General features: G+C 69.3%; 27 protein-coding genes and 1 tRNA gene. 3 read left to right on the forward strand and 25 right to left on the reverse strand.

Features of this window, described 5'->3' with window-relative positions; genetic code table 11:
* Positions 1-16: 16 nt before the first annotated feature.
* The 5 genes from OG698_RS17685 to OG698_RS17705 form a co-directional block, all read right to left on the reverse strand.
* Entirely contained in the window at positions 17-466 is a 450-nt protein-coding gene (locus OG698_RS17685; RefSeq protein WP_329570282.1) for a hypothetical protein, read from the reverse strand.
* A 262-nt stretch (positions 467-728) separates the two neighbouring features.
* Positions 729-2090, reverse strand: a complete 1362-nt coding sequence (locus OG698_RS17690) for an MraY family glycosyltransferase (protein ID WP_406103965.1) — start codon at positions 2088-2090, stop codon at positions 729-731.
* Between the two features lie 129 nt (positions 2091-2219).
* Positions 2220-3488, reverse strand: a complete 1269-nt coding sequence (glyA, locus tag OG698_RS17695; protein WP_406103967.1) for a serine hydroxymethyltransferase — start codon at positions 3486-3488, stop codon at positions 2220-2222.
* A gap of 112 nt (positions 3489-3600) precedes the next feature.
* Entirely contained in the window at positions 3601-4242 is a 642-nt protein-coding gene (locus OG698_RS17700; RefSeq protein ID WP_383092293.1) for a protein-tyrosine-phosphatase, read from the reverse strand.
* Positions 4239-4886 (reverse strand): L-threonylcarbamoyladenylate synthase, encoded by a 648-nt coding sequence (locus OG698_RS17705; RefSeq protein WP_100595861.1) that lies wholly within the window; start codon positions 4884-4886, stop codon positions 4239-4241. Before OG698_RS17705 ends, OG698_RS17700 begins: the two co-directional genes overlap by 4 nt.
* Positions 4887-4923: 37 nt before the next feature.
* Between OG698_RS17705 and OG698_RS17710 the strand changes: the two genes are divergently transcribed.
* Positions 4924-5049, forward strand: a complete 126-nt coding sequence (locus OG698_RS17710) for a hypothetical protein (protein ID WP_406103969.1) — start codon at positions 4924-4926, stop codon at positions 5047-5049.
* Positions 5050-5059: 10 nt separating this feature from the next.
* On the opposite strand, the gene prmC is transcribed toward OG698_RS17710, so the two are convergent.
* The 12 genes from prmC to OG698_RS17770 all read right to left on the reverse strand — a co-directional run bounded on the left by prmC (position 5060) and on the right by OG698_RS17770 (position 19955).
* Complete coding sequence (gene prmC / locus OG698_RS17715) at positions 5060-5899, reverse strand: peptide chain release factor N(5)-glutamine methyltransferase (protein ID WP_100595862.1); 840 nt, start codon at positions 5897-5899, stop codon at positions 5060-5062.
* Between the two features lie 81 nt (positions 5900-5980).
* Positions 5981-7057: a peptide chain release factor 1 gene (prfA, locus tag OG698_RS17720; protein ID WP_406103972.1), complete on the reverse strand. Its 1077-nt coding sequence runs from the start codon at positions 7055-7057 to the stop codon at positions 5981-5983.
* Between the two features lie 144 nt (positions 7058-7201).
* Positions 7202-7423, reverse strand: coding sequence for a 50S ribosomal protein L31 (gene rpmE / locus OG698_RS17725; protein ID WP_100595864.1), 222 nt, complete (start codon positions 7421-7423; stop codon positions 7202-7204).
* Between the two features lie 182 nt (positions 7424-7605).
* Positions 7606-8736 carry an LCP family protein gene (locus OG698_RS17730; RefSeq protein WP_406103974.1) on the reverse strand — a complete coding sequence of 377 codons (1131 nt, stop codon included), beginning with the start codon at positions 8734-8736 and terminating at the stop codon, positions 7606-7608.
* Positions 8737-8940: 204 nt separating this feature from the next.
* On the reverse strand, positions 8941-10674 hold the full coding sequence (locus OG698_RS17735) for a trypsin-like serine protease (protein ID WP_399969565.1): 1734 nt from the start codon (positions 10672-10674) through the stop codon (positions 8941-8943).
* A 142-nt stretch (positions 10675-10816) separates the two neighbouring features.
* Positions 10817-12859 carry a transcription termination factor Rho gene (gene rho / locus OG698_RS17740; RefSeq protein ID WP_406103976.1) on the reverse strand — a complete coding sequence of 681 codons (2043 nt, stop codon included), beginning with the start codon at positions 12857-12859 and terminating at the stop codon, positions 10817-10819.
* A gap of 378 nt (positions 12860-13237) precedes the next feature.
* A complete protein-coding gene (gene thrB / locus OG698_RS17745) occupies positions 13238-14155 on the reverse strand; it encodes a homoserine kinase (protein ID WP_399969569.1) in 918 nt (305 codons plus the stop codon).
* 272 nt (positions 14156-14427) lie between these two features.
* A complete protein-coding gene (gene thrC, locus OG698_RS17750) occupies positions 14428-15486 on the reverse strand; it encodes a threonine synthase (protein ID WP_399969571.1) in 1059 nt (352 codons plus the stop codon).
* A gap of 6 nt (positions 15487-15492) precedes the next feature.
* Positions 15493-16782 (reverse strand): homoserine dehydrogenase, encoded by a 1290-nt coding sequence (locus OG698_RS17755; protein ID WP_399970345.1) that lies wholly within the window; start codon positions 16780-16782, stop codon positions 15493-15495.
* 130 nt (positions 16783-16912) lie between these two features.
* Positions 16913-18304 carry a diaminopimelate decarboxylase gene (lysA, locus tag OG698_RS17760; RefSeq protein WP_406103978.1) on the reverse strand — a complete coding sequence of 464 codons (1392 nt, stop codon included), beginning with the start codon at positions 18302-18304 and terminating at the stop codon, positions 16913-16915.
* A gap of 19 nt (positions 18305-18323) precedes the next feature.
* Complete coding sequence (nrtL, locus tag OG698_RS17765; RefSeq protein WP_406103980.1) at positions 18324-19373, reverse strand: ArgS-related anticodon-binding protein NrtL; 1050 nt, start codon at positions 19371-19373, stop codon at positions 18324-18326.
* A 102-nt stretch (positions 19374-19475) separates the two neighbouring features.
* Positions 19476-19955, reverse strand: coding sequence for a response regulator (locus OG698_RS17770; RefSeq protein WP_406103982.1), 480 nt, complete (start codon positions 19953-19955; stop codon positions 19476-19478).
* Positions 19956-20103: 148 nt separating this feature from the next.
* Here OG698_RS17770 and OG698_RS17775 point away from each other — a divergent pair.
* Together OG698_RS17775 and OG698_RS17780 are read left to right on the forward strand one after the other, a co-directional pair.
* Positions 20104-20175 (forward strand) — tRNA-Arg (locus OG698_RS17775).
* Between the two features lie 227 nt (positions 20176-20402).
* Positions 20403-21152 carry a hypothetical protein gene (locus OG698_RS17780; protein WP_406103984.1) on the forward strand — a complete coding sequence of 250 codons (750 nt, stop codon included), beginning with the start codon at positions 20403-20405 and terminating at the stop codon, positions 21150-21152.
* Positions 21153-21259: 107 nt separating this feature from the next.
* On the opposite strand, the gene OG698_RS17785 is transcribed toward OG698_RS17780, so the two are convergent.
* From OG698_RS17785 to OG698_RS17820, 8 genes are all read right to left on the reverse strand, one after another.
* Positions 21260-22633: a tyrosine-type recombinase/integrase gene (locus tag OG698_RS17785; RefSeq protein WP_406103986.1), complete on the reverse strand. Its 1374-nt coding sequence runs from the start codon at positions 22631-22633 to the stop codon at positions 21260-21262.
* Positions 22630-22800, reverse strand: a complete 171-nt coding sequence (locus OG698_RS17790) for a helix-turn-helix transcriptional regulator (RefSeq protein WP_406103988.1) — start codon at positions 22798-22800, stop codon at positions 22630-22632. The genes OG698_RS17785 and OG698_RS17790 overlap by 4 nt, the downstream gene beginning before the upstream one ends.
* Positions 22797-24110 (reverse strand): replication initiator, encoded by a 1314-nt coding sequence (locus tag OG698_RS17795; RefSeq protein ID WP_406103990.1) that lies wholly within the window; start codon positions 24108-24110, stop codon positions 22797-22799. The genes OG698_RS17790 and OG698_RS17795 overlap by 4 nt, the downstream gene beginning before the upstream one ends.
* Positions 24111-24263: 153 nt before the next feature.
* Positions 24264-24563 (reverse strand): SpdD protein, encoded by a 300-nt coding sequence (locus OG698_RS17800; protein ID WP_406103992.1) that lies wholly within the window; start codon positions 24561-24563, stop codon positions 24264-24266.
* A gap of 13 nt (positions 24564-24576) precedes the next feature.
* Positions 24577-24771 (reverse strand): hypothetical protein, encoded by a 195-nt coding sequence (locus tag OG698_RS17805; RefSeq protein WP_329321222.1) that lies wholly within the window; start codon positions 24769-24771, stop codon positions 24577-24579.
* 10 nt (positions 24772-24781) lie between these two features.
* Positions 24782-24973 (reverse strand): mobile element transfer protein, encoded by a 192-nt coding sequence (locus tag OG698_RS17810; RefSeq protein WP_329321224.1) that lies wholly within the window; start codon positions 24971-24973, stop codon positions 24782-24784.
* On the reverse strand, positions 24970-25158 hold the full coding sequence (locus OG698_RS17815; RefSeq protein WP_329321225.1) for a hypothetical protein: 189 nt from the start codon (positions 25156-25158) through the stop codon (positions 24970-24972). The genes OG698_RS17810 and OG698_RS17815 overlap by 4 nt, the downstream gene beginning before the upstream one ends.
* A gap of 18 nt (positions 25159-25176) precedes the next feature.
* Positions 25177-25854, reverse strand: coding sequence for a DUF2637 domain-containing protein (locus OG698_RS17820; RefSeq protein ID WP_406103995.1), 678 nt, complete (start codon positions 25852-25854; stop codon positions 25177-25179).
* Positions 25855-25868: the final 14 nt, after the last annotated feature.

A 25868-nucleotide genomic window follows, 5' to 3' on the forward strand; every position in this document is an offset into this window, starting at 1 on the left:
ATCCCGCCCCTACCCCTCACGATGACGACCCCGATTTATTGGGCTTGTCGCTCTTCTCGGAGTCGTTCGCCGAGTCGGGATCGATATAGAAAATCTTGGCCTTCATGTGCGCACGCGCCTGCGCGGCCATCCATACGACGGTGGCGGCGACGAGTGAGGCGGCGAAGGCCTTGGGGTTGAACAGTGTCGTGTCCTTGAAGACGGCCACGAAGATCAGAAGCAGCAGCAGCTGGGCGACGTAGAGCATCAGCCCCATCGCCTGGAAGAGCTGCGGAAGCGATTTTGCCGTCCGCTGGAGGACGACCTGCCCGAGGCCCATGAAGACGATGACGACCACCGTGCCGATGACTGCACCGAGGGCCCCCTTGCCGCCGGCGACCACACCACTGATCACGGCGGCAAGCGCGCCGGCAATGGCTGTGGGCACAACGGCCTGAAGGAGGATCCGTGCGTCGTTGGAGGGCATGGCGGCAGCTCCCTTTACTGGGTGGGGGCAGGGTGTCGTCATGGACGAGCGTAGACCGGGGCCGAGAGGGAACTTCGGGCCAATGGACCGTCGCACTACGGTCCTTCGGCTCTATCCCCGGGTCTCGTGAACGGTATCACAAACTATTTGATGAGGTCTTTACCTCTGCAGTGTGCTCACTGTCACACGTGAGAGGTAATCCGCGCGTCTGTGCAAAAACACGGCCAACTTGTCTGGTAATGAGGCGTTTTCGTGTCTCGCGTCAGCGCGACGAGTGCGCCTTGCGCCGATCCAGGAAGCGCGCACGGGGGCCAATGGCCGTTGCCCCGTTGACTCCTGCGGGCATCGGCGTGCGCGCGCCCTCGCCCTCGGGTGCCTCCTCGGCCGCCCCGGCCTCTTCCTGAACCGCGTACGACGGCGACGTCCCGGGCACCTCGGCCGACGCCTGCGCGGCCCGCCTGCGCCGGTAGCGCGGCGGCACGAATGCCTCCGCCCAGCGCGGGGCGCGCGGCGTGAAGCGCGGCAGCAGAAGCAGTACGAGACCGACGAAGCTGAGCGCGACGATCGCCAGGACGATCCACATGGACGTCGAGTGGACGGAGTAGGCGACCGCTCCGAAGGCGAACAGCGCCGACCAGAAGTACATGATCAGGACCGCGCGGCTGTGGGAGTGGCCGATCTCCAGGAGCCGGTGGTGCAGGTGACCGCGGTCGGCGGCGAACGGCGACTGGCCCTTCCAGGTGCGGCGCACGATCGCGAGGACGAGGTCCGCGAACGGGATCGCGATGATCGTCAGCGGCATCAGCAGCGGGATGAAGACCGGGATCATCGCGTGGGTGGCGTCACGGGTGCCGCCGAAGTTCAGCTTCATCAGGCTCGGGTCGACCTGGCCGGTGATGGAGATGGCGCCGGCGGACAGGACGAGGCCGATCAGCATCGATCCGGAGTCGCCCATGAAGATCCTGGCGGGGTGCATGTTGTGCGGCAGGAAGCCCAGACACATGCCGATCAGGATCGCCGCGAACAGCGTCGCGGGGGCCGCCGCCTCGATGCCGTAGCCGTACCAGAGGCGGTACGAGTACAGGAAGAACGCCGACGCGGCGATGCACACCATGCCGGACGCGAGGCCGTCGAGGCCGTCCACGAAGTTGACCGCGTTGATGCTGATCACGACCAGGGCGACCGTGAGGAGCGTGCCCTGCCACTGCGTCAGCGAGACCGTGCCCACACCCGGGATCGGCAGCCACAGGATCGTAAGACCCTGCATGACCATGACGCCGGCGGCGATCATCTGGCCGCCCAGCTTGATCAGGGCGTCGATCTCGAATTTGTCGTCCAGGACGCCGATCAGCCAGATCAGGGCGGCTCCGGAGAGCAACGCCCGCGGCTCGTTCGACATCTCGAAGACGGGACTGAGGTTCGTCAGGTGGTCCGCGACGAGGAGACCCGCGCACAGACCGAAGAACATGGCGATCCCGCCGAGCCGGGGCGTGGGCTCCCGGTGTACGTCGCGGGCGCGGATCTCCGGCATGGCGCCGGCCACGATCGCGAACTTCCGCACCGGGCCGGTCAGCAGGTATGTCACCGCGGCCGTGATGCAGAGCGTCAGCAGGTATTCACGCACGGGCTTCCCCACAGATATCGCTGGCCATCTCAGCCCCACACCCTAGCTTCGCGCGCATGTGGTGAAGGACTGCCGGGTAGCGACGATGGTTGCACGAGTGACGGACCACCCTGGCCCGCCTACCCCTGTCTAGGCCGGATACGGCGGAAATCTTCCGGTGAGATCGCGCACTTCCGCGCGCGCTGTACGCGGATCGACCTCATCTCGCAGCACCCCCGAGAAGAGCACCGCGATGCGCGCCATCTCCGGTTCGCCCATGCCCTGGGTGGTGACGGCGGCGGTGCCCAGCCGCAGGCCGCGCCCGTCCCCGAAGGGCAGCGCGCAGGTGTCGAGGACCATGCCGGCCGAGGCGAGCCGGCCCCGGGCGGTCGGGCCGTCGACGCCCAGCGAGGTGGGGTCGGCGGTCAGCAGATGGGTGTCCGTGCCGCCCGTGGTGATCGCGAGGCCCTCGGCGTCCAGCGCGGCCGCGAGAACCCTTGCGTTGGCGACGACCTGACGGGCGTACGCGGCGAAGGCCGGGGTCGCCGCCTCGCCGAACGCGACGGCCTTGGCGGCGATCGTGTGCATCTGGGCACCGCCCTGCGTGAAGGGGAAGACGGCCCGGTCGATCCGCGCGGCGAGCTCGGCCCCGCACAGGACCATGCCGCCGCGGGGGCCGCGCAGGACCTTGTGCGTGGTGGCGCAGACGACATCGGCGTACGGCACCGGATTCGGCGCCGCTCCCCCGGCGACCAGGCCGATGGGGTGCGCGGCGTCGGCGATGAGGTAGGCGCCCACGTCGTCGGCGATGTCGCGGAAGGCCGCGTAGTCGATGTGCCGCGGATAGGCGATGGAGCCGCAGACGATCGCCTTGGGACGGTGGGCGCGGGCCAGCGCGCGGACCTGGTCGTGGTCGATGAGGCCGGACTCGGGGTCGACGCCGTAGGGCACGAAGTCGAACCAGCGGCCCGAGAAGTTCGCGGGCGACCCATGGGTGAGGTGGCCGCCGTACGAGAGCCCCATCGCGAGGACGGTGTCGCCGGGGCGCAGGAGCGCGGCGTACGCGGCGAGGACCGCGGAGGAGCCGGAGTGGGGCTGCACATTGGCGTGCTCGGCCCCGAAGAGCGCTCTGGCCCGGTCGACGGCGATGCGCTCCGCCATGTCGACGAGCTCGCAGCCGCCGTGGTGGCGGGCACCGGGGTAGCCCTCGGCGTACTTGTTGGCGAGCGGGGAGCCGAGGGCCGCGAGGACGGCCGGCGACGTGAAGTTCTCGGCGGCGATCAGCTGGAGCGACGTGGCCTGCCGGACCGCCTCGCCGAGCATGATCTCGGCGATCTCCGGGTCCTGCAGGCGCAGCACGTCGAAGCCGGCGTGCGCGTACGTCGCACCGGCGGGGGTTTGTTCAGTGGTGACCGGCATCTTGGGCTCCGGGCCTCGCGGGGGTGACCTCAAATCCAATGTAGGCCCGCAATGCCCGCGCCGCCCGGAACTCAGGTACGAGCGGGTACTCCGGCAGTCGCTGTACTTGAGTTCACCTGCACGCCGGAACACCCGTCAGCGCCGTCACCACGGGCTCCAGCGCTTCGCTGATTTCCTCGCCGACCGAGCGGAAGAAGGGCAGAGGTGCGCCGTACGGGTCGTAGACCTCGTCGGCCTCGGCGTTCGGGGCGAGAAGCCACCCGCGTAGAGCCGCCGCGGCGCGCACCAGGGCGCGGGCGCGCTCCACCACGCCGCCGTCCAGCGCATCGGGCAGCGTGGCCGGATCGATGGCCTGGACGAGGCGGGTGAACTCCTTCAGCGTGAAGGTGCGCAGGCCCGCGCTGTGGCCCATGGAGATGACCTGGGCGCGGTGGTCGCGGGTGGCCGTGAGGACCAGGTCCGCGCGGATCACGTGGTCGTCGAGGAGCTCGCGGCCCACGAAGCCGGAGGCGTCCGCCCCGAAGTCCGCGAGGACCGTCTCGGCGTTGGCCTCCATGGGCGCGCCCTCGTGGCCCCAGGTGCCCGCGCTCTCGACGATCAGACCGCGTACGAGGGGGTCGCCGAGCCGGTCCACCAGGGCATGCCGGGTCAGCCGCTCGGTGATCGGCGAGCGGCACACGTTGCCGGTGCTGACATGGAGGATGCGGAAGGAGTCCCCGTTGCCTATGCCACGCCCCGTCTCAGGGGCTGTCAATTCGCCACCTCGAGGTCGGGTACGACCTTGCGCAGCTCGTCCGCGGTCAGGGCACCCGCGCGCAGGAGCACCGGAACCTTCCCGGTCACGTCGACGATCGAGGACGGGACGATGCCGGGCGTGGGGCCGCCGTCGAGATAGACGGAGACGGAGTCGCCGAGCATGTCCTGCGCGGCGTCGCAGTCCTCGGGGGCAGGGTGCCCGGTGAGGTTCGCGGAGGACACGGCCATGGGGCCGACCTCGGTGAGCAGCTCGATCGCGACCGGGTGCAGGGGCATGCGCACGGCGACGGTGCCACGGGTGTCGCCGAGGTCCCACGCCAGGGACGGCTGGTGCTTGGCGACGAGCGTGAGGGCGCCCGGCCAGAACGCGTCGACGAGTTCCCAGGCCATCTCGGAGAAGTCCGTGACGAGGCCGTGCAGCGTGTTCGGGGAGCCGATGAGGACGGGGGTCGGCATGTTGCGGCCGCGCCCCTTGGCGTCCAGGAGGTCGGCGACCGCCTCGGAGGTGAAGGCGTCGGCGCCGATGCCGTACACGGTGTCGGTGGGCAGCACGACCAGCTCACCGCGGCGGACGGCGGACGCGGCTTCACGCAGACCGGTCGTACGGTCCGACGCGTCGTTGGTGTCGTATCGCCGAGCCATTTAGCGGGCCTCCTCGTACACGAAGTACACGTAGTCCATGCGAGAGATGCGGGAAGTGCTGGTGCTGCCGGTACTGCTGGTGCTGCCGGTACTGCTGGTGCTGCCGGTACTGCTGATGCTGCCGGTACTGCTGATGCTGCCGAGCCTGCTGGTGCTGCGCTGATTCTGTCGCGTCACGGCATCGCCTTGCGGGCGGTCGCGAAGCGCGGACGGTTGTTCAGGTCGGGGTGGTCGGCGGCGTCGGCCCAGCCCCGTTCCTCGGTGAAGATCCACGGGACCTGGCCGCCCTGGGTGTCGGCGTGCTCGACGACGACGACGCCTCCGGGCCGCAGCAGGCGGTGCGCGGTGCGCTCGATGCCGCGGATCAGGTGGAGCCCGTCCTCGCCTGAGAACAGAGCGAGTTCGGGGTCGTGGTCACGGGCCTCGGGGGCGACGTACTCCCACTCGGTGAGCGGGATGTACGGCGGGTTGGAGACCACCAGGTCGACCTGGCCGTCGAGCTCCGGGAAGGCCTCCAGGGCGTCTCCCTGGCGCAGGTCGACCCTGGATCCCTCGACGTTCTTGCGCGTCCAGCGCAGGGCGTCCTCGGACAGCTCCACGGCGTGCACACGGGAGCGCGGGACCTCCTGCGCGAGGGCGAGCGCGATGGCGCCCGAGCCCGTGCACAGGTCGACGATGAGCGGCTCGACGACGTCCATGGCCCGTACGGCGTCTATGGCCCAGCCGACCACGGACTCCGTCTCGGGCCGCGGCACGAACACGCCCGGCCCCACCTGGAGTTCGAGGTAGCGGAAGTAGGCGCGCCCGGTGATGTGCTGGAGCGGCTCGCGGGCCTCGCGGCGCGCGGTGACCTCCCAGTAACGGGCGTCGAAGTCCGCGTCCTTGACGAGATGCAGCTCGCCCCGCTTCACGCCGTGCACGAAGGCGGCGAGCTCCTCCGCGTCGTTGCGCGGCGAGGGCACGCCCGCGTCGGCGAGGCGCTGGGTGGCCTGGGCGACTTCCGCGAGCAGCACGCTGCGGGGGTTTGGGGGTCGCCCCCCAAGATGTTGCTGCACGCTGGTCCTCCGGGGCTGAGCTGGTCTTTTGGGCGTGGCTTAGGCGGCGGCGAGCTTGGCGGCCGAGTCGGCGTCGACGCAGGCCTGGATCACCGGGTCGAGCTCACCGTCGAGCACCTGGTCCAAGTTGTACGCCTTGAAACCGACTCGGTGGTCCGAGATGCGGTTCTCCGGGAAGTTGTATGTACGGATCTTCTCGGAGCGGTCGACGGTACGGACCTGGCTGCGGCGCGCGTCCGCGGCCTCGGCCTCGGCCTTCTCCACCGCTGCCGCGAGAAGCCTGGAGCGCAGGATACGCATCGCCTGCTCCTTGTTCTGGAGCTGGCTCTTCTCGTTCTGGCAGGAGGCGACCACTCCGGTGGGCAGGTGCGTGATGCGCACCGCGGAGTCCGTCGTGTTGACGGACTGGCCGCCGGGGCCCGACGAGCGGTAGACGTCGATGCGGAGGTCGTTCGCGTGGATCTCGACGTCGACGTCCTCGGCCTCGGGCGTCACGAGGACGCCGGCCGCGGAGGTGTGGATGCGGCCCTGCGACTCGGTCGACGGCACACGCTGCACGCGGTGCACGCCGCCCTCGTACTTCAGACGGGCCCAGACGCCCTGGCCGGGCTCGGTCGCGCCGTTGCCGCCCTTGGTCTTCACGGCGACCTGGACGTCCTTGTAGCCGCCCAGTTCGGACTCGGTGGCGTCGATGATCTCGGTCTTCCAGCCGACGCGCTCCGCGTACCGCAGATACATGCGCAGCAGGTCGCCGGCGAAGAGGGCCGACTCGTCGCCGCCCGCGCCCGCCTTGACCTCGAGGATGACGTCCTTGTCGTCGTTGGGGTCCCGGGGGACCAGCAGGAGCCGCAGCTTCTCGGTGATCTCCGCGCGCTGCTTGTCGAGGTCCTTGACCTCGGCGGCGAAGTCCGGGTCGTCCGCGGCGAGTTCGCGCGCGGTCTCGATGTCGTCACCGGTCTGCTTCCAGGAGCGGTAGGTGGCGACGATCGGGGTCAGCTCGGCGTAGCGCTTGTTGAGCTTGCGCGCGTTCGCCTGGTCGGCGTGGACCGAGGGGTCCGCGAGCTTCTTCTCGAGATCGGCGTGCTCACCGATGAGGTCCTCGACGGCCTCGAACATCTCCGGCTCCTGAAGTGAGGTACAGCGAAAGGGAACGGCCACCGGCCGACCGGGGAAGACCCCCGGGTCCCCGGCCAACCAAAAACAAGCACGCCGGTCCCGGCCCGCCCCGAAGGGCGGCCGTGGACCGGCGCAAGTGGCTCGCTACTTGTTGGCGGCAGCAGCCTTGCCGAAGCGGGCCTCGAAGCGGGCCACGCGGCCACCGGTGTCGAGGATCTTCTGCTTGCCCGTGTAGAACGGGTGGCACTCGGAGCAGACCTCGGCACGGACAGTGCCGGACGAGATGGTGCTACGGGTGGTGAACGACGCGCCACAGGTGCAGCTGACCTGCGTCTCGACGTACTCGGGGTGGATGTCGCGCTTCAAGGTGTCTCCTATGATCTCGGAGGGCTCCGGGTCGCTTCCGCGGATTGCGGGCGCGTGAACCGGGGCCGACGTACCAGTCTGCCAGGACTGGCCGTATCCCCCAAAACCGGGGTCGGGGCGGAACTATTCCCGAAGGGTCACCGGCACGTGGTGACCGGCGGCCGATGACGGCCGGTGACCGGCTAGTGGCTGGTGACGACGGAGCCCGCGGAGCCCTTGTCACCGGCGGACTTCTTGATCGCGGAGGCCGGAACGGGCTGGTCCGCCTCGAGCGCCGCCCATACCCTCGCGCCCGCCTTCTCCAGCGGGAGTACGCGGTTCGGATCGGCGGGGTCGTACTGGACGGGGAGCGTCACCATCTTCATGTCGCCGGCGCCGATGCCCTTGAGGCCGCCCGCGAAGCCCGTCAGTTCCTTGACCGAGTTGAGCTCGGAGTCGGTGGTGACGGCGCTGGTGGCGGTGTCCGCGAGGTCGTAGAGCTTCGTGGGGCTGGTGAAGACGCCGACGTCCTTGATCTGGTTGATCAGCGCCTTCATGAAGGCCTGCTGGAGCTGTATTCGGCCCAGGTCGCTGCCGTCGCCGACGGCGTGCCGGGTACGGACGAGGCCGAGCGCCTGCTCGCCGGTGAGGGTGTGCGTGCCGGCCGCCAGGTGCAGATGGCTCTTGTCGTCGTTGATGGCCTGCTGGGTGGTGACGTCGACGCCGCCGAGGGTGTTGATGAGCTTCTTGAAGCCCGAGAAGTCGACCTCGACGTAGTGGTCCATGCGGATCCCGGACATCTTCTCGACCGTCTTGACGGCGCAGGCCGGGCCGCCGACCTCGTACGCCGTGTTGAACATCTGCTGGCTGCCGCCCGCGACCGTTTTCCCCGCGCTGTCGGTGCAGGTCGGCCGTGTCACGAGGGTGTCGCGCGGTATGGAGACCACGCTGGCCTTCTTGTGGCCCTTGTACACGTGGACGACCATCGCCGTGTCGGAGCGGGCGCCGCCGCCGTCCTCGCCGTACTTGGCGTTCGCGCCGGAGCGCGAGTCCGAGCCGAGGACGAGGATGTCCATCGAGCCGTTGTCGACGTTCGTGGGGCGGTCGGTGCCGAGCGCGGCGTTGATGTCGACGCCCTTGATGTTCCCGTTGAGCTTGAAGTACAGGAAGCCCGCGCCCGCGCCCGCCACGACGACGAGTCCCGCCGCGGTGCAGGCCGTGATGACGAGTGCCTTGCTGCGCTTGGCGCGCGGCTTGCGCCGTCGGCCGCCACCTCCGCCGCCGCGGGTGGGGCGGCTCGGATCGGTGGTCGCGGGGCTGCTCTCGTCTGGCATGTGCTCCTCAGTCCTCAACTGCTCGTTTGTTCGGTTACCCCCTGTTTGCAGGGTCAGGCTCGATCGGACGTCTCTTCGTCCGTGCCCTCACAGGACGTGGAAACCGGGAAGAAGGGTTGCACAACGCGCTGTGCCCGCCGCGACGGTCGCGACGGGCACAGCGAATGCTGACGAAGGCCGATCGTCCGGCTCTCACCTGCGGGTTTATCCGAAGACGTTGTACTGCGTGTAGCCGGTCCCGATCTTGATGCGTGTGGCAAAGATCTCCGAGGAGGCGGTCCCCGTGCCCGGGTACAGATAGAGCGTGCCGCCGGGCGTGCGGGCCACGTAGTCGGCCTTGCCGTCGCCGGTCACGTCACCCGGCGCCGCGAACGCGTTGTACCCGTCCCAGGTGCGCACCTGCACGCCGGTCTCGAAGGGCGCGGACGCCTTGCCGGTGCCCTTCAGCAGGTACAGCTTGCCGCCGCTGCCGCGGGCGATCAGGTCGCTCCTGCCGTCACCGGTGAAGTCGCCCTTGCCGCGCAGGGAGTTGAAGACCTGGTAGCCGCTGCCGACGGTGGTGCGGGTGCCGTACGTCCCGTCGCCCTTGCCGGGGTACAGGTAGAGCGTGCCGCCGGAGGTCGCCGAAAGCAGGTCGGGATACCGGTCGCCGGTCACGTCACCGGGCGCCACGACGAACTTCCGCGTCGCCCAGTCGCTCGCGATCTTCGTGTCCGTGTACGTCGAGCTGGACGCGGACCGGTGGCGCCAGTAGACGGCCCCGTCGGACCGGCGGCGGATGATGAAGTCCTGGTACCCGTCGCGGTTCATGTCGGCCTGGAGGACCAGGTTGTACGCGCTCCAGGACCCGGTCAGCGTCTTGCGCGTGGCGAACCCGCTGCCCGTGGACTCCTTGACGTACCCCTTGCCGCCGGACGAGGCGCGGACGAAGAGGTCGGCCTTGCCGTTGCGGCTGATGTCGGTGTCGTCGATGCGCGGACGGACCTTGGGCTGGTACGTGGAGACCTTGGTGAACGCCTCGTACGTGCCGGAGACGTTGCAGACCTGCTTGCCCTGGCTGATGCCCCAGGACACGATGCCGACCACCTTGTCGCCCACGACGAGCGGGCCGCCGGAGTCACCCGGGCACGTGGTTTTGCCGGTGCTGTCGTCGCCGGTGCCGAGCTGTCCGGCGCAGATCATCTTCCCGGCCTGGAAGTACGGGTCGAGGTTCTGGGTGCAGGCGTCGTCGGAGTTCAGCGGCAGGGTGACCTTCTGCAGCTGGGACGCGATGTCGGCGGTGTCCTCGTTCGAGCTGGTGAGGCCCCAGCCGTACACGGTGGCGTTCGTGCCGGCGGCGTACAGCGCGCTGTCCCCCTCTCCGGCCAGCTCCAGCGTGGTCTGGGCGACCGGCTTGGCGAGGGTGAGCAGGGCGACGTCATTCGTGATGGCGTCGGGGTCGTAGCCGTCTCGCACCCAGCTGCGGGTGACGTCGATGTACGTGGCGCCGTTGCCGGCGACGGTGACGCTCTTGCTGGTGCCCACGGCGACTTCGCCGTACTTGCCCCAGTCCTGCCGGTTGCCGTTCTCGTCGTGCAGGCAGTGCGCGGCGGTGAGCACCTTGTTGGGCGCGACCAGGGTGCCGCCGCAGACGAAGTACGAGCCGCCGGCGGGGTCGTTGTAGACGAGCTGCACCATCCAGGAGGCGGCGCTTGTGGTGCCGCCGATGATGCGGGGCGTGACCTTCTTGTCGCCGCTCGGCGACGGGGAGGACGCCGCAGGCTCCGCGGTCTTCGCACCGGGCGGCGGCTGCACGACCCGGCCGGTGTCGGACTCCCCCGCATAAGAGGTGACGGCGAACGCGCCTCCGCCGATCAGCGCGAGCCCGGCCGCGGCGGCCGGCAGCATCTTGCCGAGTCTTCGACGGTGCCGGCCGGAGCCGGATACAGATATGTCCACGCAAGTCCCCCCAGGGAGCGATGAGTTGAACGTTGGATGAAGAGCGTGATCGTACAACCCTCCCCGAACAGCACAAAGGGCCGCCCCCGTCACGGATGTGACGGGGGCGGCCCTTGAGCGGTGCTACCGCAGAGCGAAGCTCTTAGTCGTTGCCGTTGCCCGGCGTCGGCGTCGTCTTCGCGATCTGCATCAGGAACTCGGCGTTCGACTTCGTCTGCTTCATCTTGTCGAGAAGCAGCTCGATGGCCTGCTGCGAGTCGAGCGCGTGCAGCACCCGGCGCAGCTTCCAGACGATCGCCAGCTCTTCCGCGTTGAGCAGGATCTCTTCCTTACGGGTGGAGGACGCGTCGACGTCCACCGCCGGGAAGATGCGCTTGTCGGAGAGCTTGCGGTCGAGCTTGAGCTCCATGTTGCCGGTGCCCTTGAACTCCTCGAAGATCACCTCGTCCATGCGCGAGCCGGTGTCGACCAGCGCGGTGGCGAGAATGGTCAGCGAGCCGCCGTCCTCGATGTTGCGCGCCGCACCGAAGAAGCGCTTCGGCGGGTAGAGCGCGGTCGAGTCGACACCACCGGACAGGATGCGGCCGGAGGCCGGCGCCGCCAGGTTGTAGGCACGGCCCAGACGCGTGATCGAGTCGAGCAGGACGACCACGTCGTGACCCAGCTCCACGAGACGCTTGGCGCGCTCGATGGCGAGCTCGGCGACCGTGGTGTGGTCCTCGGCCGGGCGGTCGAAGGTCGAGGAGATGACCTCGCCCTTCACCGACCGCTGCATGTCGGTGACCTCTTCCGGACGCTCGTCGACCAGGACGACCATCAGGTGGCACTCGGGGCTGTTGACGGTGATCGCGTTGGCGACCGCCTGCAGGATCATGGTCTTGCCGGTCTTCGGCGGGGCCACGATCAGGCCTCGCTGGCCCTTACCGATCGGCGACACGAGGTCGATGATGCGGGTGGTCAGGATGCCCGGGTCGGTCTCCAGACGGAGGCGGTCCTGCGGGTAAAGGGGCGTCAGCTTGTTGAACTCCGGCCGCCCGCGCCCGGATTCGGCCGCCATGCCGTTCGCCGAGTCGAGGCGGACGAGCGCGTTGAACTTCTCGCGGCGCTCGCCGTCCTTGGGCTGACGGACCGCGCCGGTGACGTGGTCACCCTTGCGCAGGCCGTTCTTGCGGACCTGGGCGAGCGACACGTACACGTCGTTCGGACCGGGCAGGTAGCCCGAGGTCCGGATGAACGCGTAGTTGTCGAGGATGTCCAGGATGCCCGCGACGGGGATCAGGACGTCGTCCTCGGAGACCTGCACCTCGTTGCCGAAGCCGGCCTCGTCGCGGCCACGACGGCCACGGCGGTCGCGGTAGCGGCCACGGCGGCCGCGGCGGCCACCCTCGAAGTCGTCGTCGTCCTGCGGACCGTTGTCGCGCTGACGGTCCTGGCGTCCGCCGCCCTGCGGCTGGCGGTTGCCGCCCTGCTCCTTGCCCTGCTCGTCGCCCTTGCCACGGCGGTCACCGCGGTCACGGCCACCGCGCTCACCGCGGTCGCCGCCACGGTCACCGCGGTCGCCGCCACGGTCACGACGGTCACGGCGCTCGCGACGGCCCTCGGCGCCGTTGTCACCGGCGTCGCCCTTGGCCTCGCCCTGCGCGTCCGTCTTGGTCTCGGTCTTCGCCTCGGCCGTGACGGTCTCGGGGCTGCCGGCCTCCGAGGTGGCACGCCGACGACGGCGCTCGCCGCCCTTGTCGTCGCTCGCCGGCTGACCGGGGATGTCGATCTGCTGCTGAGCGGCGGCGTCCTTCGCGGCCTTGGCGTCCGCGGCCTTGACGGCCTTCGCCGGGGCCTCGGTGCCGTTCGCCGCGGCCTCGTCACCGGTGCGCGCCTTGGAGGTGGCGCGGCGCTTCGGCTTGGTCTCGGTGGTGTCGGCGCTCTTCGCGGGAGCGCCTCCCCCGGCCTGCGCCTCCTTGATGACCTCGATCAGCTGGCTCTTGCGCATACGCGCGGTGCCCCTGATGCCGAGGCCCGATGCGACCTGCTGGAGCTCGGCCAGCACCATGCCCTCGAGGCCGGTACCGCGGCGCCGCCGGGAGCCCGAAGCACCGGCGGCAGGCGCAGCAGAGACATCCGCATCGGCGGAGGGCGCGGCAGCGGAGCTGTCGGCGCTCACGCCCATCAGATCGGTGGTGTCGCTCACGAAGGGTCCTTCCCTGGAGCGGACGTCGGCCTGTCTGGCTCGGCGACCGGTTGTGCTGTCCGGCGGTGGTCCTGTCGGTATGGACCGTGCCGGGGCGGTGGTCCGCCAACGCGGCGGAAGAATTCATTGGTGACGGCGATTCCCGAAGCCGCGGGTTCCACTGGAATGTCTGTGTCACCCGGCTCGATCACACCGGTTCCGGAGCATGCTCGAAACGGCTCAGTGCACGGCACCGAGCAATTTGCGGGGCTCCTGGAAGAATGGTTGTCCCGGAGGGGGACACACAGCACCTCGCCATGGTGGGGTCGGGTGCAGACTTGAGGTTAACACTACCGGATCCAACAAATATTCCCCCTCTCGAATTCCGGCAACCGTGTATCAGTGAGCAAGCGGCAGCACACTCGCTCCGTCGACATCGAGGTCGAGGCGGTTCGCCGCCCATCCCTCACCGGCCAGCCGGGCGACCTTGTCGGCCGCTTCCTTCTCCACAAGGGCGAGGACCGTGGGGCCCGCCCCTGAGATCACCGCGGGTACGCCGTCGGCCCGCAGCCGCTCCACAAGTGCGAGGCTCTCCGGCATCGCGGGAGCCCGGTACTCCTGGTGGAGCCGGTCCTCGGTGGCGGGCAGCAGCAGCTCGGGGCGCCTCGTCAGGGCCTCTACGAGCAGGGCCGCTCGGCCCGCGTTCACCGCGGCGTCCACATGGGGGACGCTGCGCGGCAGGAGACCGCGTGCGGTCTCGGTGAGTACCGGCTTTCCCGGTACGAAAACCACCGGAACGATGGAACCAGCGGGGTCCATCCTGATCGCCCGGGCCGCGCCGCCGTCCATCCAGGAAAGCGTGAAGCCGCCGAGCAGGCAAGCCGCGACGTTGTCCGGGTGCCCCTCGATCTCGGTCGCGAGCTCAAGAAGGGCCGCGTCGTCGAGCCGGGCGTCGCCGCCTATCGTCACGGCGCGCGCGGCGACGATGCCGGCGCAGATGGCGGCCGACGAGGAGCCGAGGCCGCGGCCGTGCGGGATCCGGTTGGCGCAGACGATCTCGAGGCCGCGCGGCTGTCCGCCGAGCACGTCGAAGGCGGTGCGCAGGGAACGTACGAGCAGATGGGACTCGTCGCGCGGGAGGGTGTCGGAGCCCTCACCCGCGATGTCGATGTTCAGGCCGGAGTCGGCGACCCGGACGACCACGTCGTCGTAGAGACCCAGCGACAGGCCGAAGGCATCGAAGCCCGGGCCGAGGTTGGCGCTGGAGGCGGGGACGCGCACCCTGACGGCGGCGGCGCGGAAGGCGGGACCGGCCATCGCTCGATGACACTCCTTGAGCTGCGGTTCTTGCGTGATGAACGAGGTGACTGCGGTAGAGATCCGATGATTGCTGCCCGTGTGAGAACCCGAAGGCCGCGAGGGCTACGACGACGCCTGCGGCACCGCGGCATATGCATGTGCGGCGGGGTGGGTTCGGTACAGCCTATCGAAGGAAGGTTCTGTGGCGACATAGGGCGCACAGGAGGCGCACGATGCGTGTCGCAAGCCCCCTGTGCACCCCCTGTGCGGAGTTGACCGGCCCTTTCCGGTTACGCCAGGCCGAGGCGCTCGGCCGCGGTGGCCGCGTCGACCGGGACGGTGACGGGCTGCGGGGCGCCCGCGACGGCCCAGTCGGGGTCCTTGAGGCCGTTGCCCGTGACGGTGCAGACGATCTTCTGCCCCCTGTCGACCTTGCCCTGCTCGGCGGCCTTGAGCAGACCGGCGACGGAGGCGGCCGACGCGGGCTCCACGAAGACACCCTCCTGGGACGCCAACAGCTTGTAGGCGCGCAGGATTTCACGGTCCGTCACTTCATCGATGAAGCCGCCGGACTCGTCACGGGCGGCCAGCGCGAAGTCCCATGACGCGGGGTTGCCGATGCGAATCGCGGTGGCGATCGTCGACGGGTCCTTGACGATCTCGCCGCGCACGATGGGCGCGGAACCGGACGCCTGGAAGCCCCACATGCGCGGGGTGTGCGTGGCGATGCCGTCCGCCGCGTACTCCTTGTAGCCCTTCCAGTAGGCCGTGATGTTGCCGGCGTTGCCGACGGGAAGGACGTGGATGTCGGGCGCGTCGCCGAGCGCGTCGACGATCTCGAACGAGGCGGTCTTCTGGCCCTCGATACGGAACGGGTTGACCGAATTGACCAGCGCCACCGGGTAGTTCTCGGAGAGGGCGCGGGCCAGGTTCAGGCAGTCGTCGAAATTGCCGTCGACCTGGAGGATCTTCGAGCCGTAGACCAGCGCCTGGCCCATCTTGCCGAGCGCGATCTTGCCCTGCGGGACGAGCACGGCGCAGACCATGCCGGCGCGCACGGCGTAGGCCGCGGCCGAGGCGGACGTGTTGCCGGTGGAGGCACAGATGACGGCCTGCGCGCCCTCCTCCTTGGCCTTCGTGATCGCCATCGTCATGCCGCGGTCCTTGAAGGACCCGGTCGGGTTGGCACCCTCGACCTTGAGGTGGACCTCGCAGCCCGTGCGCTCGGAGAGCACCTGGGCGGGCACGAGCGGCGTGCCGCCCTCGCGCAGCGTGACGACCGGCGTGGTGTCGGACACCGGAAGCCGGTCGCGGTACTCCTCGATGATTCCGCGCCACTGGTGGGTCATTGCTCGTTACTCCCCTTCAACACGCATGATGCTGGCGACACCACGCACGGTGTCGAGCTTGCGCAGCGCGTCGACGGTCCCGGTGAGGGCCGCGTCCGCCGCACGGTGGGTGACCACGACGAGGGAGGCCTCGCCGTCCTTGCCCGATTGGCGCACCGTGTCAATGGATACGCCGTGCTCGGCGAAGACCGTCGCGACCTGGGCGAGAACACCCGGCTTGTCGGCCACGTCGAGGCTGATGTGGTAGCGCGTCACGACCTCGCCCATGGGCGAGACGGGCAGCTGGGTGTAGGCGGAGTCACCGGGTCCGGTGGCCTCGCCGAGCTTGTTGCGGCACACGGCCACGAGGTCGCCGAGCACGGCCGACGCGGTGGGCGCGCCGCCGGCTCCGGGCCCGTAGAACATGAGCTGGCCGGCGGCCTCGGCCTCGACGAACACGGCGTTGTACGCGCCGCGCACGGAGGCGAGGGGGTGGTCGAGCGGGATCATCGCGGGGTGCACGCGCGCGGTGACGGACCCGCCGTGCGCCGCCCGCTCACAGATCGCGAGCAGCTTGATGGTGCAGCCCATCTCCTTCGCGGAAGCGAAGTCGGCTGCGGTCACCTCGGTCATGCCCTCGCGGTACACGTCGTCGAGACGGACGCGGGTGTGGAAGGAGATCCCGGCGAGGATGGCGGCCTTGGCGGCGGCGTCGAAGCCCTCGACGTCGGCGGTGGGGTCGGCCTCGGCGTAGCCGAGCGCGGTGGCCTCGTCGAGGGCCTCCTGGTAGCCGGCTCCCGTCGAGTCCATCTTGTCGAGGATGAAGTTCGTGGTGCCGTTGACGATGCCCATCACACGGTTGATCTTGTCGCCGGCGAGGGACTCGCGCAGCGGCCTGATCAGCGGGATCGCACCGGCGACGGCGGCCTCGTAGTAGAGGTCCTTGCCGTGCTCCTCGGCGGCGGCGTGCAGCGCGGCGCCGTCCTGCGCGATGAGCGCCTTGTTGGCGGAGACGACGGAGGCGCCGTGCTCGAACGCCGTCGTGATGAGGCCGCGGGCAGGCTCGATGCCTCCGATGACCTCGATGACGACGTCGATGTCGCCCCGTTTGACCAGCGCGGTCGCGTCCGTCGTCACGAGCGCGGGGTCGATGCCCTCGCGCACCTTCGACGGGCGCCGGACGGCGACCCCGGCCAGTTCCACGGGGGCGCCGATCCGGGCCGCGAGGTCGTCGGCGTGCGTCGTCATGATGCGCGCCACCTCTGAGCCGACTACCCCACAGCCAAGGAGCGCCACCTTCAGCGGACGCGTACGCATCATCGACCTGCGCCTTTCATTGAACCCAGCTCAGAGAGCTCAGCCTGCTTGATACTGCCTCAGTGGACCAGTCTCACCCACCGGACCGGGGTTTCTGCCCCCGGTCCGAATCCTGAGACGTGTATTTCATTTATCCGACGTCGAGACGCAGGAGATCTTCCTCCGTCTCACGCCGGACGATCACCCGCGCCTCGCCGTCGCGCACGGCGACGACGGGCGGGCGAAGTGCGTGGTTGTAGTTGCTGGCCATGGACCGGCAGTACGCGCCGGTCGCCGGCACGGCGAGCAGGTCACCGGGCGCGAGGTCGGCCGGCAGGAAGGCGTCCTTGACCACGATGTCGCCACTCTCACAGTGCTTGCCCACCACGCGCGCGAGCATCGGCTCGGCGTCGGAGGTCCGCGAGACGAGGGCGACCGTGTACTCGGCGTCGTAGAGGGCGGTGCGGATGTTGTCCGACATGCCGCCGTCCACGGAGACGTACGTACGAAGGGTTTCGAGCGGCTTGATGGTGCCGACCGTGTAGAGCGTGAAGGCGGTCGGGCCGACGATGGCGCGGCCCGGCTCGACGGAGATGCGCGGCGTGCGCAGACCGGCCGCCTCGCACTCGCGCGTCACGATCTCGCCGAGCGCCTTGGCGATCTCGTGCGGCTCGCTCGGGTCGTCATCGGAGGTGTACGCGATGCCGAGACCGCCGCCGAGGTCGATCTCGGGCAGCTCGACACCGTGCTCGTCACGCACCTCGGCCAGCAGCGACACGACGCGCCGCGCGGCGACCTCGAAGCCCGCCATGTCGAAGATCTGCGAGCCGATGTGGCTGTGGATACCGATGAGCTCGAGACCGTCGAGCTTGAGCGCACGCCGTACGGCCTCGGCGGCCTGGCCCCCGGCGAGCGCGATCCCGAACTTCTGGTCCTCGTGCGCGGTGGCGATGAACTCGTGCGTGTGGGCCTCGACACCGACCGTCACACGGATCTGCACGGGCTGGCGCTTGCCGAGCCGCTCGGCGATGTGCGACACCCGCACGATCTCCTGGAACGAGTCGAGCACGATCCGCCCGACCCCGACCTCGACGGCCCGCTCGATCTCTTCCTCGGACTTGTTGTTGCCGTGGAAGGCGATACGGGCCGGGGGCATCCCGGCGGACAGGGCGGTGGCGAGCTCGCCACCGGAACAGACGTCCAGATTGAGCCCTTCCTCGTCCAGCCAGCGCACCACGGCGCGGGAGAGGAAGGCCTTGCCGGCGTAGAAGACGTCGGCGTCGGGGCCGAACGCGTCGCGCCAGGCGCGGCAGCGGGCCCGGAAGTCGTCCTCGTCGAGGAAGTAGGCGGGGGTGCCGAACTCCTCGGCGAGCCGGGCCACTTCGATGCCGCCGACGCGGACCGCGCCGTCGCCCTCACGGGTGACGGTCCGCGACCACACCTTCGGGTCGAGGGCGTTGAGATCGGCGGGCGGAGCGGCGTAGTGCCCCTCGGTCAGGACATCTGCGTGGCGGGGCCCGGCGGGGTGTGCGGAACGGCTCATGACTGTCTTCTGCGCTCTCTCAGAGATGTTCGGGTGCGTCGATACCGAGCAGGGACAGGCCGCCGGCGAGCACCACCCCGGCGGCTTCGGCAAGCGCGAGCCGGGCACGGTGGGCGGCCGAGGGTTTCTCCTCCCCCTGCGGAAGCACGGTGTGCTGAAACCCGAGAAACGCGTCGGCCACCACGACGAGGTGCCGGGCAAGCCGGTCGGGGGCGTGGTGGGTGGCGGCGAGGGTGAGGGTGTGGGGGTGGGCGGACAGGGCGGTGTGGAGGGGGGCCGAGGCGTTCGCCTGGGCAGGGGTGGCGTCCCCCGAGCCGGTCGCCGTGCCGTTGTCGCGTACGTCGCCGGGTTCGGCGGTGAAGCCGAGGGCGGCGGCGTTGCGGGTGAGGGCGCGGGTGCGGGCGTAGGCGTACCGGACGCGGAAGAGGGGGTTGCTCTCGCGCTGGGCGAGATGTTCGTCGCCGATACGGGGCCGGTCGTGCGCGGCGGGCAGGAGCAGGGCCCAGCGGGACGCGTCGCCGCCGAGGACGGCGGGGTCGCAGGGAGCGGGCACGGGCCGCACATTCACGACGTGCGCCTCCCCCTCCTCAGGCTCGGGCGTCTCACCCTGGACGACACGAGCCTCGGCACCCTGCGTGGCGAGAATCCGCCGAAGCGAATCGGCGACGACCTCGGCCCTGACCTCGTAAGGAACACGAACCTCAAACCGCCGACCTGCGAGAACATCACCGCACCCATATCCGTCACCCCGGGCGAGAATCTGGCGGGCGAGGGCGCCGGGGCCGTCGTCGGCGAGAGTGAGATTGAGGAATCCAGGGCCGGTGACCTCGACGCCGGCGATGCCGGGGCTGTCGGCAAGGCGCCGCGAAAGGAGCTCGGCGACGTGCCGGGGCGGGCGCCCGGCGGGCCCGGCGAGCTGCAGAGCGACGTTCGTGGAGTAGTCCCCGCACCCACCGGGCCGCGGCCGCTCGACCACGACGCGTGCCGGCACGGCCACGCTCAGCTCACCGTCGTCGACCGCGCGGCGCACGGCGCGCTGGACGGTACGTGAGAGCTCGACGGGGGTCACGGGACAAGCGTATGGGAGGAGGGGGGTGGGAAAGCGACCCGGTTTACGGGATGGTCCGACATGCGGACACACTCGGCTCCCCCGCCTACTCCCCCGTACCGGTCACCCTCCGGTACGCCCGGCGCGCTCGGCCTCTTCCGCACCACGACCGCCCTCGCGCGCCCGCTCGCTCAACTTCCTCACGACCCGGACGAGTTCACCGGGCTCGAAGGGCTTGGCGAGGAAGGCATCGACCCCGACATCGAGTCCGGTGTCGACCTCGTGGTGGGTACAGGCGCTGACGATCACGATGGGGACGCCGCGCGTATGGGTGTCCGAGCGAAGCCGCGCGGCGGTCCGCAGTCCGTCGAGTCGGGGCATCACGACGTCCAGAGTGATCACATCAGGCCGAACCTGATGGACCACATCCAGACATTCGGCACCATCGGCCGCGGTCACGACCTCGAAGCCCTCCAGCTCGAGATTGACCCTGATCAGCTGCCGAATCACCTTGTTGTCGTCCACAACAAGCACTCGGCCGGACGCGCCTGGCACAACTCGAGAGTAGGTCCGCAAGCGCCACCGCGTCCGGGTTTTCCCCACTTCCGCCCCGTACAGGGGACTAGCACCCTCCCGTGGCCCCGTGCGCAGCCCTCCCGGGACGCCATCTCAACAGCGAAATAACTGTTCATGGGGACCCCGACGGAGCTGGTAGGGTTCTACCCGTCGCCACGCCAGCCGCGGCGAACACGCCCCCGTAGCTCAGGGGATAGAGCAACGGCCTCCGGAGCCGTGTGCGCAGGTTCGAATCCTGCCGGGGGCACCTTGTATGAGGTGCCCAAAGACCCCGTCACCAGCGGAAACGCTGAGGCCGGGGTCTTCGCGTATGTGCAGCCAGATGCCGCCCGGAGCGGCCGTATGTCGGGGTCCGTGGACGAGGCGTGGACGGGATCTTGGCACATCGCTGCAGGTCACTGTCGGATTCCAGAGACGGCCGCCGAAGGCGACCTCCCCGGCATCGTGCCGCGCTCGACTGCTTAGATCATCGGCATGACGGACTGGTCTCGGCTCCACCACGCCTACGGCACGGCAGAAGACGTTCCCGGCCTGCTTGACGCAGTGGGTCCGGACGCGCAGGACCCCGGCTGGGACAAGCTCTGGTCCCGGCTGTGTCATCAGGGCACCGTCTACTCGGCGAGCTACGCGGCCTTGCCCGCTCTGACGGAAATGGCGCGTCAGTGGTCAGCGGTGGACCGGAAGGCGCCCCTCTACCTGGCCAGCTCCATTGTGGCCAGCACAGATCAGCCGTACGGCGACGAGGATCCCCAAGTGACCTACGCCTCCCAGATATCCGACCTGGCGCAACTCACCGAGGAAGCCCTACAGGACCCGGGACTTGCCGACGACCCCACGAATTACGTCGACTTGCTGGGCACACTGCTGAGTTTCCAGGGCGTCGAGATCTGGGGCGAGCAGCTCGACGGGCTGAACGACGAGGAGTACGAGGTGCCCTGCCCTGCGTGCAGTGCGGAGAACTTCATAGCCTTCGGCAAGTACGGCTTCTTCTCGACCACCGACAGCATGTACATGGAGCCCTCCACCACGGTGAGGCAGGTGCCGCTGCGACCTCAGGCGCCCGCAGCTTTGGAGGGGCTGGCCCAACGGCTCTACTCCCGCGCACTCGCAGACGGCCATCCGGACATCGCCCGCAAATTGACCTACGTCTTCGGTATCGCGCAGTGCGCCGAGTGCGATGCCGTGTTCAGCGTCGAGGAAGCCATCCTCTCCCGGTGGGGCTGATGACACTGTGGTCGCCAAGCGCCACGGGCCGAACCGATGGAGTCCGCCCGGGAACAGCGAAGCCCCTGAACAAAAGTCCAGGGGCTTCAATCTTGGGCCGGGCCGTGTCACTCGTATTCGCGAAGCAGGTCCTCGATGCGCCGGTTGGCTACGTCCTGCCGCCCATCAAGGCACTTCGCGTAACGGGTCAGCAGGACCTCAACGCTGTTGCCGGCGCGCTCGGCCACCTCGGTGGGATCGACGCCAGCGTTGAGCCACGTCGACAGCGCCGAGTGCCGAAGGTCGTACGGGCGACTTGCGAGCGGCGAGGACGCGGCGGCCGGCGGGAGGGCAAGGAGCCGAGCCTCCTGCCAAACCCGGTAATAGGTGGAGGACGGGACGACCGAGCCCTTCTCGCTGAAGAAGAGCCGCCCGTCATCCGCCGTGCCGAAGGTGGCCAGGTGCTCACGGAACACGGCCACGAGGTGGGGCGGGATAGGCACCCGCCTGACGTCCTCGGTCGGTCGGTTCTTGAGCCCGCGGTCGTCGTGGGTCTCCCCCGAGTCGGTCCACTGCTTGCCGACCGACGGGCGAGTCCGATGGAGCAAAGCCGATCCCCAGCCCTGCTCGGGAAGGACTAGATCCGTCTCAACGAGGCCGACCGCCTCAGCCGGCCGGAGCCCGCCGAAGTACATGGCAGCGAACAGACCCACAAGACGCCGGCCACGAGCACGCCGATAACCGCCCACGTAGGAAACGGCCGCCAGGAGATTGCGAGCCTGCTCCGGGTTGGCGACGACCCGAGGATCGACCTGGTTGGACACCTTCGGCTTCTGCCAGCGGACGGCCGTAATCGGGTTCTCACGCAGCTCCCCCAAGTCAACCGCGTAATTGGCAGCGTTGACGAGCGTCCGACGCTTACGCCGCACGGTCTCAGCTGCCGCGGCCGTGCCGTCGAGCTTGAGCTTGAGCGAGTCCAGCACGCCACGGGCCGTGGCCGGCTCAGCGAGATCGGCAAGCGGCCGCGACGCCTTCGAAACCCAGTGCAGGACGTTCCGCACATCGTCCGGGACCTCTCGCACATCAGGCCCCGGCAACACGAAGGCCCAGTTCCGGAGCGCTTTACGGATGGTCTGGTCGGACGGCCGTCCAGCCCTCTCGTCGAGGAGCTCCACAGTCACGCTGGTGAGCGATTCGTTGATGCCATCCCGCGTATTGGGGGCGGCATGCGGCCACTTCATCGCCAGGTACCTGAGGGCGAAGTCGTACCAAGACACAGCCGACTTCTTCTGTTCCATCGAGGCCGGGAGACCGGACCCCTCATCGAACTCCTCTCCGTCCCGCATCGCCCGCATGAGCTTCGTGCGGTAGTGATCGGCAAGCGCCTTGGTGCGGAAGGAATCGGAGAAGACGTTGCCCGCCACAGACCAGCGAACGCCGTATGAGGGCGTCTTGGTATCGCGCTTGCGCACGGCCCAGACCTTCACATCGAGAGACTTCACGCCGCGACCTCCAACTGCCGTAGCCACGTGCGGAAGTCGCTCCGCCAGACCCTCAGCTCTCCGTTGGGAAGCTTGAAAGCCGCAGGCCCGTGTCCCAGCTCGCGCCACCGGTAGAACGTGCGGCGGGAGACGCCGCCGAGTTCGTCGAGAACCTGTCGGACAGTCATGAGTTCGTCTCGACCGCGGTCCATGTCGGTTCCCCTTCTGTTCCGGGAGCGGGTGGGAGAGATGCGGACAGCCAGGCTTCGGCACCGGACAGGCCGGTTCCGGCGAAGACCCAGTGCGAGAGGACGAGCGTCGTATCCGTCTCGCCGTCGACGGCCGTCGAGGCTTGGGCGCGGCGCCACTCGGCACGGGCATCACGCAGAGCTCCGAGGGTCGTGGAGTAGCGACGCGTCTTCGTCGAGAAGTGACCGCGGAAGCCGAGCATGTGTGCCCAGGCACGGAGGCGGAGGTGATCCAGGTCTCTGCGTGCACCCAGCGTCCACGCGGTGCGCACCAGGCGCCGTGCATGGTCGCTGAGATCCATTTGGGCCAGCTCGGCGAGGAACTTGAGCGGTCGGTCCAAGGTGCCCGTCGTAGCCTCAGCGCCCTTGGTGGCGTACTTGGCGATGTACGAGGCCACGGCGCGTTCCGTGAGTTCGGTGGGGCCGTCGAAGTCGGCGGACCGGATCGGCCGTACGTCGAGCTGTCGGCCGAAGACGAACGTGTGCGCCCGGCTGTCGATGACGGGACCCGTGACGGTCGCCCTGGACGCAGCCGAGGCAATGGCGCCCGCCAGGAGCTCCGTCGTGGCCCAGCCGGGTGGATCGCTGGCCCCGCCTTCCGGACCGTCGATGCGGATGACCGCGTGGAAGTGGACCGCGCCGCGTTTCTGGAACTCGGCGACCTTGGCGAAGGAGACGCGCGCGAAGTGCGGGAACTCTCGCTGCGTGAGGCCGGCCCGCTTGGCGATCTCGCGGCGCAGGTGGATGGAGAAGCGCCGCCACAACAGCCCGGCATGTGCGTTCCAAAGGACCGCGCCCTCGTAGTCGTACGTCGAGGGGTCCAGCGGTGTGCCGAGTAATGCGTCCTCGGCGTCGTGCAACAGACCGCAGCGACAGGCCCGGATGACTCCGCGGCGGTCGGCAGGCCGGTTGTGGACGGGGCCGAAGCCGGGGGCGGTGAAGGTGGCGAACACCTTGGGATGCTGGGTGACCGCGGCAGGTGTGCCCTTGCCGCCGCGGAGTCCGGCAGTGATCAAGTGGAAGGTGTCCCGGCGGTAGACCTCGGCACAAGCCGGGCAGCGGCTCGCGCGGCGGTTGTTGCAGCGCACCAGGAGTTGGCCGGCGGGAAGCATCGCCGAGTCGAGCCGGTGGAGCACGCGGCCGATCTCACCGGTCCTTGGGTCTACGGCACGTTCGGTGCGGTGACCGTCGAGGCGGACGGGCCGGGTGCAGCCGCCGAGGCTGCGAAGCTGATTGACGAGGGCGGGCATGCCTCCCAGAGAGACGAGCGCGCCCAGTTCTTCGAGCGGGGGCGGAACGTGTCCGGTAGTAATGGAGCTGTCCTTTCGACTGATGTCGGGAGGGTCCGTGCCTGCCGGGGCGGCGGGATGCTTGGCGGTATCGAGGCCGCCCCGGCAGGCTGGTCAGCGCCTGTTGGCGCCGTTGAGCAGAGAGCGCAGCACCAGGGCCGCGATGGAGACGAAGACGGCCGTTATCGCGACCGTGGCCAGGAGCGCGGTCAGCACGACGCCCACAACCAGGACGGTGGCGAGGGCGCCCGCTCCCCGGCTGACGAACGGAGTGACCGACCTGCCGGCGGAAGGCACCGCGACGTGCGACGTGCACGAGCAAGCCGCCGGGGCGTGGTGGGGCTGGGCCGGAGTGATCGGTATGTGGCCCACGGGTACGGGCGCGGCGTCGGGCATCTTCGGGCGGAGCAGCATGGTGTTTCTCCCTTCAGTGGTTGGTGCCATCGATGACGTCGACTCCGGAGCGGGTGCCGGACTCGACGACGGGGGCGAGGAAGGTCTGAGAGAGCCAGAAGCCGAAGAGGGCGATCACTACGGCGACCCAGAGACGGATGCCGAGGAACTTGATCGCGGCCCAAGCGATGACTCCGAGGACGAAGACGAGCGGTAGGCCGACAGTCACGGAGCTCTCCTCAACGGGCGGTGCAGCGGTGGGAACGGGCGGCCAGCTCGGCAGCGGCGCGGCTGTCGTAGTCGGCGGAGAACCCGCAACGCGGAGCCGTGCAGGCGGCGGTGTGCTTCTCCCGGCCTCGACCGTCGTAGAAGGTGCCTACCTGCACGGGGCCGATGCGGATCACGCGGCGGAAGCGGCGGTCGGCGGTCATGTGTGGTTCTCCTTTTCTCCGGTGAAGTCGGCGACGTGGTCGGCAAGCCAGGCGCGGATTTCGTCGCCCTCGCCGACGTCGGCGGTGAGGATCACCGGCTCGGCGATCAGAACGGCTTCGGTGAACTTGTTCTGGCGGGTCAGTTCGGCAGCGCGTCGAAGGGCGCGCAGGGTGGACGGTCGCAACAGCGGATTCCTTGTCGATCAGATGAGTTGGGCGGCGATGGCCTCGGCCAGCGGGGCCGGGACACCGAGCCGGGCGCGGAGGGTGGCTGTGTCGATAGGGGCGCCCGTACGCGTGTGGTGCTCAGCGGCGACTTTTCGGGCGTGGTCGACGAGAGCGGCCGGGACTGCGCCGCTCGGAGAGGCGGTGAGCGGGGTGCGCGGGACAGTGGCGGGAGAACTGGACGCAGCCTCGGAGACCCGCGGGCTCTGTTGCGCTGCTTCCACCGCCGGCTCGTCGTGTTGTTCAGCAAGCACCGGAGCCGAGTCGACGGGGCTGTGGGCAAGCAGGGTGCCGCCGAGGAAGGCGACCGCCGGCCAACCGGCTACGGCTATGCGGAGCCAAGCGGGAACGTGGTCGAGGTCAAGGAGTCCAGCCGTCGCGACGTTGGCGCCGAGACTGGCAGCCAACGCGACCAGGAACCACGACCACCCGGCCGCCCTGGACTCCCCCGACCTCAGCCGCTTCCATGCGGCTACCAAGAGCAGGTCGACGCTGATCGGGTAGGCCCATGCCTTCCAGCCGTCCTGTCCCGCGGCGACGGCCAGGTCATGGAGATGGGCGAAAGACAGCGCGGCGGCGATGCCCGCCTGAATAAGTACGGCGTCCACACGGCCCGGAAGGGCGCGCGATGCGGAGCGCTCGGCCACCCTGATCACGTCCTCTCATTCGG

Origin of the sequence: Streptomyces sp. NBC_01003 (genome assembly GCF_045162695.1) — a bacterium.
Taxonomy (GTDB): domain Bacteria; phylum Actinomycetota; class Actinomycetes; order Streptomycetales; family Streptomycetaceae; genus Streptomyces.

Excerpts from the sequence above, each read along its gene's own strand:
- OG698_RS17685 (WP_329570282.1), bottom strand. The coding sequence starts at position 466 with ATGCCCTCCAACGACGCACGGATCCTCCTTCAGGCCGTTGTGCCCACA.
- glyA (WP_406103967.1), bottom strand. The coding sequence starts at position 3,488 with ATGCCGGTCACCACTGAACAAACCCCCGCCGGTGCGACGTACGCGCAC.
- OG698_RS17705 (WP_100595861.1), bottom strand. The coding sequence starts at position 4,886 with ATGGCTCGGCGATACGACACCAACGACGCGTCGGACCGTACGACCGGT.
- OG698_RS17710 (WP_406103969.1), top strand. The coding sequence starts at position 4,924 with ATGCGAGAGATGCGGGAAGTGCTGGTGCTGCCGGTACTGCTGGTGCTG.
- prfA (WP_406103972.1), bottom strand. The coding sequence starts at position 7,057 with ATGTTCGAGGCCGTCGAGGACCTCATCGGTGAGCACGCCGATCTCGAG.
- OG698_RS17730 (WP_406103974.1), bottom strand. The coding sequence starts at position 8,736 with ATGCCAGACGAGAGCAGCCCCGCGACCACCGATCCGAGCCGCCCCACC.
- thrB (WP_399969569.1), bottom strand. The coding sequence starts at position 14,155 with ATGGCCGGTCCCGCCTTCCGCGCCGCCGCCGTCAGGGTGCGCGTCCCC.
- thrC (WP_399969571.1), bottom strand. The coding sequence starts at position 15,486 with ATGACCCACCAGTGGCGCGGAATCATCGAGGAGTACCGCGACCGGCTT.
- OG698_RS17755 (WP_399970345.1), bottom strand. The coding sequence starts at position 16,782 with ATGCGTACGCGTCCGCTGAAGGTGGCGCTCCTTGGCTGTGGGGTAGTC.
- lysA (WP_406103978.1), bottom strand. The coding sequence starts at position 18,304 with ATGAGCCGTTCCGCACACCCCGCCGGGCCCCGCCACGCAGATGTCCTG.
- OG698_RS17780 (WP_406103984.1), top strand. The coding sequence starts at position 20,403 with ATGACGGACTGGTCTCGGCTCCACCACGCCTACGGCACGGCAGAAGAC.
- OG698_RS17790 (WP_406103988.1), bottom strand. The coding sequence starts at position 22,800 with ATGACTGTCCGACAGGTTCTCGACGAACTCGGCGGCGTCTCCCGCCGC.
- OG698_RS17795 (WP_406103990.1), bottom strand. The coding sequence starts at position 24,110 with ATGCCCGCCCTCGTCAATCAGCTTCGCAGCCTCGGCGGCTGCACCCGG.
- OG698_RS17800 (WP_406103992.1), bottom strand. The coding sequence starts at position 24,563 with ATGCTGCTCCGCCCGAAGATGCCCGACGCCGCGCCCGTACCCGTGGGC.
- OG698_RS17810 (WP_329321224.1), bottom strand. The coding sequence starts at position 24,973 with ATGACCGCCGACCGCCGCTTCCGCCGCGTGATCCGCATCGGCCCCGTG.